Source organism: Methylobacterium sp. WL119, assembly GCF_008039875.1.
Taxonomy (GTDB): Bacteria; Pseudomonadota; Alphaproteobacteria; order Rhizobiales; family Beijerinckiaceae; genus Methylobacterium.
In genome coordinates, this window is the sequence record NZ_VRUU01000151.1 from 1 (window position 1) to 8,436 (window position 8,436).

The 8,436-nt window shown below is 63.6% G+C and carries 8 protein-coding genes; 4 read left to right on the top strand and 4 right to left on the bottom strand.

Features of this window, described 5'->3' with window-relative positions; translation table 11 throughout:
- Positions 1-95 precede the first annotated feature (95 nt).
- The 4 genes from fabG to FV227_RS26830 all read left to right on the top strand — a co-directional run bounded on the left by fabG (position 96) and on the right by FV227_RS26830 (position 5,045).
- Complete coding sequence (gene fabG / locus FV227_RS26815) at positions 96-833, top strand: 3-oxoacyl-[acyl-carrier-protein] reductase (protein ID WP_147860310.1); 738 nt, start codon at positions 96-98, stop codon at positions 831-833.
- Between the two features lie 299 nt (positions 834-1,132).
- Positions 1,133-1,372 carry an acyl carrier protein gene (locus FV227_RS26820; protein ID WP_066926221.1) on the top strand — a complete coding sequence of 80 codons (240 nt, stop codon included), beginning with the start codon at positions 1,133-1,135 and terminating at the stop codon, positions 1,370-1,372.
- 99 nt (positions 1,373-1,471) lie between these two features.
- Positions 1,472-2,731 (top strand): beta-ketoacyl-ACP synthase II, encoded by a 1,260-nt coding sequence (gene fabF, locus FV227_RS26825; RefSeq protein ID WP_147728493.1) that lies wholly within the window; start codon positions 1,472-1,474, stop codon positions 2,729-2,731.
- A gap of 631 nt (positions 2,732-3,362) precedes the next feature.
- Positions 3,363-5,045 carry a hypothetical protein gene (locus FV227_RS26830; RefSeq protein WP_187274967.1) on the top strand — a complete coding sequence of 561 codons (1,683 nt, stop codon included), beginning with the start codon at positions 3,363-3,365 and terminating at the stop codon, positions 5,043-5,045.
- Positions 5,046-5,202: 157 nt separating this feature from the next.
- On the opposite strand, the gene FV227_RS26835 is transcribed toward FV227_RS26830, so the two are convergent.
- From FV227_RS26835 to FV227_RS29360, 4 genes are all read right to left on the bottom strand, one after another.
- Positions 5,203-5,919, bottom strand: coding sequence for a YidB family protein (locus tag FV227_RS26835; protein WP_147860312.1), 717 nt, complete (start codon positions 5,917-5,919; stop codon positions 5,203-5,205).
- A gap of 87 nt (positions 5,920-6,006) precedes the next feature.
- Positions 6,007-6,339: a hypothetical protein gene (locus FV227_RS26840; RefSeq protein ID WP_147860313.1), complete on the bottom strand. Its 333-nt coding sequence runs from the start codon at positions 6,337-6,339 to the stop codon at positions 6,007-6,009.
- A gap of 91 nt (positions 6,340-6,430) precedes the next feature.
- The gene (locus tag FV227_RS26845; RefSeq protein ID WP_348642592.1) at positions 6,431-6,718 is read right to left on the bottom strand and encodes a hypothetical protein; all 288 of its coding nucleotides are present in this window, start codon (positions 6,716-6,718) and stop codon (positions 6,431-6,433) included.
- Between the two features lie 24 nt (positions 6,719-6,742).
- Positions 6,743-8,436, bottom strand: a 1,694-nt coding sequence (locus tag FV227_RS29360) for a hypothetical protein (RefSeq protein WP_187274968.1), incomplete at its 5' end; no start/stop codon positions are given.

Sequence of the window (8,436 nt, forward strand, 5' to 3'; positions counted from 1 at the left end):
CCGCTGACGCGGGGGCCACCCTCCCCCGCAGAGGGGGGAGGGAGACGCGCGGAGCCGATACCAAGACTTCGACACCCACAGATGAGGTGATCCCCATGTTCGATCTCACCGGCAAGAAAGCCCTCGTCACCGGCGCCACCGGCGGGCTCGGCGGCGCCATCGCGCGGGCGCTGCATGCGCAGGGGGCCGCGGTGGCCCTGTCGGGCACCCGCGCCGAGGCGCTGGAGGCGCTGGCGGCCGAGCTCGGCGCGCGCGCCCACGTGCTGCCGACGAACCTGTCCGACACGACCGCCGTCGAGGCGCTGGTGCCGGCGGCGGAGGCCGCGCTCGGCGGTCTCGACATCCTCGTCAACAACGCCGGCATCACCCGGGACAACATCTTCGTGCGGATGAAGGACGAGGAGTGGGACCAGGTCATCGCCGTCAACCTCACCGCCGCGTTCCGCCTGTCGCGGGCGGCGGTGCGGGGGATGATGCGGCGGCGGGCCGGGCGCATCGTCAACATCGGCTCGGTGGTCGGCACCACCGGCAACCCCGGCCAGGGCAACTACGCGGCGGCCAAGGCCGGGCTCGTCGGGCTGACCAAGGCGCTGGCGGCGGAGGTCGCCTCGCGCAACGTCACCGTGAACTGCGTCAGCCCCGGCTTCATCGCCTCGCCGATGACCGACGTGCTCAACGAGAAGCAGCGCGAGGGCATCCTCGGCCGGGTGCCGGCCGGGCGCCTCGGCGAGGGCGCGGAGGTGGCCGCCGCCGTGGTCTACCTCGCCTCGGCGGAAGCGGCCTACGTCACCGGCCAGACGCTGCACGTCAACGGCGGCATGGCGATGGTGTGACGCCGGGGCGCGCGGCCCGGCCATCCCGCGGAAAACGCGGCGGAATCGGCGCCCGGAGCACACCGATGAACGGTTCGTGAACCGGGCCTCGCCAGCGCCTAAACCCTGTGTTAACACCCCGGCTGCCGTGCAAGGGGTTGACGGTTCGGCGGGTTCCGAGTCCAAGGCCAACAGGATTTCAGGACCCAGCGCGTTCGGTCACCAGCTGCTCGAAACAGGACCGGCCCGAAGCAAGGGCCACGGCGGCAACGGCGCCATTCCTTTCACCCACGTAACGTGAAGACCGAGGACCAGCAACGATGAGCGATATCGCTGAGCGCGTGAAGAAGATCGTCGTCGAGCACCTGGGCGTCGAGCCCGAGAAGGTGGTCGAGGGCGCCAACTTCATCGACGACCTCGGTGCCGACAGCCTCGACACCGTCGAGCTCGTGATGGCGTTCGAGGAAGAGTTCAACGTCGAGATTCCGGACGACGCCGCCGAGACCATCCAGACGGTCGGCGATGCGGTGAAGTTCCTGGAGAAGAACTCGGCCGCCTGATCGGCCAAAACGTCCTTCGGGTCGACGCGGCGCGGGCGGGGTGGAAACACCCGACGCGCCGCTGTCGTTGTTCAAGCGGAACGGGTTCGGGATAGCGCGATGCGGCGGGTGGTGGTTACGGGTCTGGGGATGGTCACGCCGCTCGGCAGCGGAGTCGAGCACACCTGGAGCCGGCTGATCGCCGGCGACAGCGGCGCCGGGCCGATCACCACCTTCGAGACCTCGGACCTCGCCTGCCGCATCGCCTGCACGGTGCCGCTGGGCGACGGCAGCGACGGCACCTTCGATCCCGACGCCTGGATGGAGCCGAAGGAGCAGCGCAAGGTCGACCCGTTCATCGTCTTCGCGATGGCCGCCGCGGGCCAGGCGCTCGACGACGCCGGCTGGCACCCGACGAGCTACGAGGACCAGTGCGCCACCGGCGTGATGATCGGCTCCGGCATCGGCGGCATCGGCGGCATCTACGACGCCTCGGTGACCCTGAAGGACAAGGGCCCGCGGCGGATCTCGCCGTTCTTCATCCCCGGCCGCATCATCAACATGGCCTCGGGCCAGGTCTCGATCGCGCACGGGTTGAAAGGTCCGAACAGCGCCGTCGTCACCGCCTGCTCCACCGGCACGCACGCGATCGGCGACGCCGCCCGCCTGATCATGCTAGGCGATGCCGAGGTGATGGTCGCGGGCGGCGCCGAATCGCCGGTCGACCGGCTGTCGATCGCGGGCTTCGCCGCCTGCCGGGCGCTGTCCACCGGCTTCAACGACACGCCGACCAAGGCCTCGCGCCCCTACGACAAGGCCCGCGACGGCTTCGTGATGGGCGAAGGCGCCGGCGTGGTGGTGCTCGAGGAGTACGAGCACGCCAAGGCCCGCGGCGCCAAGATCTACGCCGAGGTGGTCGGCTACGGCATGTCGGGCGACGCCTACCACATCACCTCTCCCTCGCCGGACGGCGACGGCGCCTTCCGCTGCATGACGGCGGCCGTGAAGCGCGCCGGCATCGACCCGGGCGCGATCGACTACATCAACGCCCACGGCACCTCGACGCCGATGGGCGACGAGCTCGAGCTGCGCGCCGTCGAGCGCCTGCTCGGCGCCTCGGCCCAGGGCGTCGCGATGTCCTCGACCAAGTCCGCCGTCGGCCACCTCCTCGGCGCCGCCGGCGCGATCGAGGCGATCTTCTCGATCCTGACCATCCGCGACGGCGTCATCCCCCCGACCCTCAACCTCGACGACCCGAGCGTCGAGACCGCCCTCGACCTCGTCCCGCACGAGGCCAAGCGCCGGCGGGTGGACATCGCCCTGTCGAACTCGTTCGGGTTTGGCGGGACGAATGCGAGCTTGGTGATGCGGCGGGTTTGATCCTTTACAGCGACCTAAAGTTGAATAACATACCTACAGAAGCGGATTGGCTTGGTCCGCCATCTGAGGTAAATAATGGCGAGCTTGATCAATTCGTTTGCAGCGTATCCATCAAAGCCTCGCATTATATCTGATTGTTTTAATTTAGCAGCAGTCGACTTGAAGGAAATCAACGACCCATTCCATTTGCGACTTTGGGGAGAACGAGATCGTCGGTCAACCCTTAATATCACCTATCCTTGAGCATATTGATGCAAGTCAGCATCTAGTTGCAGACATAACAATCACAAATTTCAATGTCACATTTGAAATCGGTTATGCTATTGCAAAATCCAAGCCCGTCATTCTGACTATGAATAGTGGAATAGATAAAGAGAAGTATACATTTTCTCAAATTGGTATCTTTGACACCCTGGGCTATCTTGAATATCAAAATTCGTCTCAACTTTTAGATGTAGTCAATAGAGCGAGGCGCACGCCTGCATTAAAATTTACAAAAGCATTAGACCAAAATATTCCGGTGCTTATATTAGAGCCTCCGACTCGAACCGACGCAATGATGCGTTTAGTCGGAAGAGTTAAGAAAGCTCGACTTAAATTTCGTAGTTTCAATCCCTTTGAGGACATGAGATTGTCCGCTCCATTCGCGATGGAGCAGGTAAGTAAATCTCTTGGAATGATAGTACCCATTCTCTCTTCTGATGAGAAAGACGCCGATATCCACAATATTAGAGCGGCCTTCGTCGCTGGCCTAGCTTATGGTCTAGGAAAAAAATTGCTCCTTATCCAGAATGACGGAGGGCCTGCCCCTCTCGATGTTCGTGACTTTGTTCAGACGTATCGAAATTTTACTCAAATCGATGAGTTCGTACACGATTTTGCTTTTGAGTTTTACGAACTCAAAGGAAGTGCCGTCAGAGAAGAAATAGAAAACAAAAACTTTCTAGCGGATCTGCGCCTCGGCGATCCAATGGCAGAAAACGAAGACTCTACACTCTCGCAATACTACTTGCGAACTGATGAATTTCACCGCGCAATGCGTGGTGAAGTCAATTTGATTGTCGGACGCAAAGGAACTGGAAAGACAGCTCTATTTTTGCAGCTTGTATCTCGCTTTAGTCAGAACAACAAAAACATAGTTGTTGATTTACACCCCGAAGCCTTCCAACCACCTAAACTGAAAGACGATGTTCTAAGTTATCTTGCAGAAGAGGCCCAGAGTCATTTGATAACAGCACTCTGGGAATACATTATTTTGATGGAAATTTGCTATAAAATACTTGAGAAAGACAAGAAGTTCCACTATCGGGATGTCAAGCTTAAGCGGCTATATGATGATCTAGAAAGTAGCTTTGGATCAGATAGTTTAGGCGAAGCAGCTGATTTCTCAGAAAGACTTTCGATTTTATCTGAATCAATTGCCGAGAAATTTCATGAAATAAAGCTGTCCGATGCAGGCTCATCGGATTTCAAGCTGAGTAATTCACAGATAACTCAGTTGATATATCTCAGTGACATTAGACAGTTGAGGGAAAAGGTCACTCAATACTTACTGCAGAAAGATTCGATTTGGATATTGCTCGATAACTTAGATAAAGGCTGGGCATCTGATGGCGTATCCAAAACCGACGTGTTAATGTTGAGGTGTTTGATTGACGCAAACCGAAAAATACAACGCGAACTTTCCAAAAAGGCAGTTTTAATCAGCGCTATTGTCTTCATCCGAAACGATATATACGAATTGCTTGTAAGAAGATCTTCTGATTTCGGTAAAGAACTTCGAGCTTCTCTGGATTGGCAAGACCGAGATCTTCTCAGAGAAATGATGAGAAAAAGATTTGTTCAAAATGATTTTTATAAGGATAAGACGTTTTCAGACATCTGGTCGGTTCTGTGTATATCCCATATATTAGGAGAGGAAACATCAAACTATATAATAGATCGATGCCTTATGAGACCGAGAAATCTATTGAAGGCTTTCTCGTTGTGCCGTGGCATTGCTGTGAATATGGGCCATGATTCGATTCTACGTGACGACATTATCAAAGGCCTAGAAGCATACTCCAATGACGTCCTCGCTGATGCAAACCGCGAGCTTATTGATATTGAAGTTGATGCAGATAAAATTTTGTATCGATTTTTTGAAGAGAACGAAGTTCATAGAAAAACTGAAGTTATCTCGATGTTCGCGAAGCACAAGCTAACTAACGAAAAAAGCCTACAAATTGTTAATCATCTTCTGTACTATGGATTTTTTGGTATCCGCAGGGGTGGCCATCAGGACTTGTCATATATAATCTTGGATATGACATGACGAAGATGAACATAATAGTAGAAAAACTCGAAGATCCTTTACTTGTTTTAAATCCAGCATTTCATGCGTCGCTTCGTATTCGGGGTTCGACGGATCTTCTTTTGTTAAGCGACTTTCAACAATAAATACCGAATAGGATCTTCTTATTTAAAAACGCTCACCACCCCCGCCGCTCCCCCGCATCCGGCACGCGCCCCTGCGGCGTGAGCCCGTGCACCACCTCCGGCAACACCTGAGACAGCTGCGACAGCAGCGAGTCCCGGTCCATCCCGGTCTGGCTCTGGAGCGCGCCGAGGGTGTCGGGGCCGAGCGCGCGGGCGAGGTCGTGGGGCTCGATGCTGCGGTTGCTGCCGTGGCCGATCCACGAGTCGATCACGTCGGCGAGGCCGCCCTGGCGGAAGCGGTCGACGAGGCCGTCGAGCCCGCCGGTCTCGCCCGATGTTTCATATGAAACATTTCCTGATTGAGGAACACTGGCTCGGTCGCCGGGACCGTCGAGCATGCCGGAGAGATCGCTGAAATCGCCGGGCGGCAGCGGCGCGTCGCGGCGGCCGCCCTCCTGGTCGAAGCCGCCGATGTCGCCGGGATCCTGGGCGGAATCGTCGGCGGAGTGGCCGGGATCGCGGCCGTAGGGACCGGCGCCGCCGGAGCGCTCGGTGTCGGGGCCGGGCTCCGGCCGGCGCTGGCCGCCGCCGAACACGTCGCCGAGGGCGCCGCCCAAGCCGCCGCTCGCGCCCTTGGCGAGCAGCAGCATCAGCAGCGCCTTCACGATCGGCGACATCGCGCCACCGGCTGCGCCGCCTGGGTTGCCGCCGCGTCCGCCGCCGAGCACCTGCCCGAGCACGCCGCCGATCACCGAATCGAGCAGACCCATGGTGGTTTCCTTCTATCAGGATGGACGGAGCGCACGAAAAAGCCCCCGCCGATCAACGACGGGGGCCGGGCCGAGGTTGCGTCGCGCCTAGCGGGTGGAGCGCGTGGCGTCGGGCAGGTGCTCCTTCGGGTTCACCCGCGCGGCGCCGACGGTGCCGGTGTCCATCACGTCGGTGCCGGGCGCGAGGGCGCGGGCCGAGGGGACGGTCCCGTTCGGCCGCCCTTCGGCCTCCGGCAGGGTCGCGGCGGTGGGCTGGTCGATGCGGCTGGCCGCCGACTGCGCGTGCGCCGGCTCGACGAAGTCGCCGAGCATTGCGAGAGCACCGGAGCCGGCGAGGCCGGCGGCGAGGAGCGCGGTGGCGGCGAGGCCAGCGCGCGGGCGCAGGGCGAGGCGACGGCGGGCGGAGCGATCGAGTCTCATGGTTTGGGGTCCGTTGCGTGTCTCCGGTGAGCCCGAAGGCTCTCTCTGGAGGGGCAACGCCGGACCGGGGCGCCTCGGTTCCGCGCCGGCTTCAGGTTGTGGGGGGCTCGCTCGGTCGCACCCCCGCGAGGCGCCGGGCGAGCCCGCCGAGCGCGCAGCCGGCAAGGTAGGGCGCCAGCATCGCGACCGCGCTCTCGAGCCAGAACCCGGCGACGCCGGGCACGATCCCCGCGAGGGCGATGCCGGCCAGCACCAGGGTCGCGATCCCGAGCGCGGCGGGAATCGCGGGGCCGGAAGGCAACCCGGCGAGCCGGCCGACGCCGAGCCCGAGCATCAGGGCGGCGAGCGATCCCGGCCACAGGCCGGTGAGGAGAAGCATCACGGGCGAACGGCCTCTTGACGGTCAGGGCAGCACGGCGAAGGCGATGCCCGGCCGGTCCGAGGGTTTGTCCGCGATGCTGAGCTGATCGACGCCGGCGCCGGCCTGGAGCAGGTACTCGACGACCACCCCGGCGCGCAGCCGCGCCAGGTCGGGCTCGGGCGCTTCGGTCGCCTCCCTGGGCTTGGCGTCCTTCGGCTTGGCATCCTTGGCAGGCTTGGCATCCTTGGACGCCGGCGCGGCCTTCTTGTCCGATGCCTTGGCGTCGGGCTTCGCCGCGTCGCTCTTGGCCGGATCGGGCTTGGCCCCTGCCTGCGCCCCGGGCGCGTCGGCGACCTTCGCCTCGGGCGGAGCGGGCGCGGGCTTGGCCGGATCGCCGTGGCCGGCGACCGCGATGCGCAGCGCGGGGCAGCTTTTGGCGAGGTCGGCGAGACGATCGAGCACCGGATAGAAGATCGGCGCCAGCGCGCCCGAGCCGGGCGGGAAGCGCAGGCTGGTTCCGCCGACGAGCGCCGTCGCCTCGGCGCGGCAGGCCTCGGGATCGCGCGTCGGCACGGGGGTCTTCGGCACCACCGCGACGGTGGCGCTCCAGCCCGGCGGCATCGCGGCCGGCAGTGTCCGGGCGACCCGTCCCGCGGCCTCGCGATACAGGCTCTCGCCCGACAGCGTCAGGGTGCGGTCGGCGACCGCGACTTCGCCGCTCGACAGGCTCGCCAGCACCGGCACCGCGGCGGACAGGGCGGCGGCGAGGTCCGGCGGCGCGCCGTCGGCGATGCGGGTGCGGTCGAGGATGCGCTCGCGGAAGAAGCGCGGCTTCACCACCGCGAGCAGCCGGTCGCGCGCTTCCGTATCGGGCAGGTGGCCGGACAGGCTGACGCTGTCGGCCTCGCGCCGGATCGCGACGCGGTAGGGCGAGAGCGGCTTCACCGTGAGCGCCACCGCGCCGGCTCCGACCCCGGGAGGCCTGGCGTCGCGCATCACCGTCTCGATCTCGCCGACGGCCTGGCCGTCGACGGCGTCGCCCGCGACCGACACCCGGGCGCCGTCGAAGCGGGCGCCGCCGCTTTGCATCAGCCCGATGAGGCGGACCAGGAACCTGGCGAGCGCGTCCGGCTCGATATCCTTGGCGAGGCCGCGGGCGGTGCGCATCCGGTCCTCGACCGCGACGCCGTCGGCGATCTCCGCGGCCAGTCGCCCGATCTCGGCGCGCGCCGCCTCCGAGACCACCGAGCCCGTGAGCACCACCCCGCCGCCGGGGTTTCGCGACACGGCCATGGTGAAGTCGTCGATCCGCGCCGGCAGGACGTCGACCCGGCCGAGCGTGTAGCCCGGCGGCGGCTCGGCGAGCGCGGCGCGCAGCGCGTCGTAGGCGGCGACGTCCACCGCCTCGCCCGAAACGGCGATCGCCATGTCCGTCACCGTGGCGATGGCGCCCGGCGCGAGGTTGCGCAGGCGCGCGACCGCGTAGGCCGCCGCCGCGGGGAAGTCGGGCGGTGCGCCGCGGGCGGCATGGGCCGCGTCGTCGATCGCCGTCTCGTCGGGGATCTCGGCGGCCAGGCGCGTCCGCAGGGCGGCGCGGCCGATCTCCGCCGGGCGGCTGCCGGAGAACGCGATGCGGTCGGGGGCGGTCCGGGTGGCGCTCCAGGCGAAGGGCGCGGCGGTCTCGATCAGCCCGATCTCGGGCACGATCCGGCGCGGCTCGGCCAGCGCCTCCAGCC